Genomic DNA, 956 nt, shown 5'->3' with positions numbered 1-956 from the left:
GGGGGGCAGAGAACGGGTCTGGGGAACCCGTGCTGATGGTAACATTTTAGCTGAGGCAAGAAAGTAACATTAACTGGGGTGAGTCAACACGCCGGCCAGGGTAGTTGACGTCTAATATTTCTCTCTTTGCTGGGGATTAGGCTGCGCTGTGCTTGCCCAGTCAACTCGTTTTCAGTGCAGGTGCGAACCTGCCTGACAGGCATATCATAGCGCAAACAGGTTGATTATTAGCTTTTTTATCATGAAGAAGAATCGGTTACGTTATGTAGAAAATACCAACCTGAATTGGTTATTTCCTGATTTGTGCGGAAAATGGAATGATGAGAATGAATGCTTCGGCTCTTCTCTGCTACTGTTCACCTTTATTTACTATCCTTGCAGGGTCATTATAGAATGCTGGTGCAGCGGAGAGACATCGCACTCAGGCTCTGCCTGCCAGCCACAGCGATTAAACAGTTTCGTCACCCCCGCTACGTTCCCTGTCAGACGGGCTATCAGCGGATTTATCTGTCAGCCACTGTCGTCAAAAGCGACATCGAGGTTTGTTCGTGAGAGATAAATGCCGTTCACGCTTGCACTAAGCGCCTCAGCATTCCGGCCGGACCATTCCCGATCGCTCAGCAGACGGTAGTTCCAGCGCATATCCTTCGCAGTTTCCAGGGCATACGTCAGCCGTTACCCTGACAACATTCCCGCCTTATAGTGGCGTTCTGTAAGGCGATCGCATTAAACCATCATGCGCCTGTGCGGCGATGCCGTCAGGCGGTGTTACCAGAGTAACAGAGGAGGGGACCGAACCACCCCGGAACGGCCCCCGGTGAAACAGAAGGTACCAGGAGCCCAGCTCCGGTATAATACTCCCGGATGCGCACACCAAAACCAAAGGAGACGCGAATGTCAGGCAGAAAAGGAAAGGGCGGGAAGTCACCGGTTCCCCACGACGGGCTGTTTAAAAC

General features: G+C 52.0%; 1 pseudogene. It reads right to left on the bottom strand.

Annotated elements, in window-relative coordinates:
• Positions 1-369: 369 nt before the first annotated feature.
• Positions 370-675, bottom strand: a pseudogene (locus FU672_RS24805) (DUF2913 family protein); the annotation flags it as partial.
• Positions 676-956 lie beyond the last annotated feature (281 nt).

Origin of the sequence: Enterobacter asburiae (assembly GCF_008080435.1) — a bacterium.
Classification (GTDB): Bacteria; Pseudomonadota; Gammaproteobacteria; order Enterobacterales; family Enterobacteriaceae; genus Enterobacter; species Enterobacter asburiae_C.
Note: the sequence above shows the minus strand (reverse complement) of the source record. Positions and strands in the feature narration are given on the sequence as shown.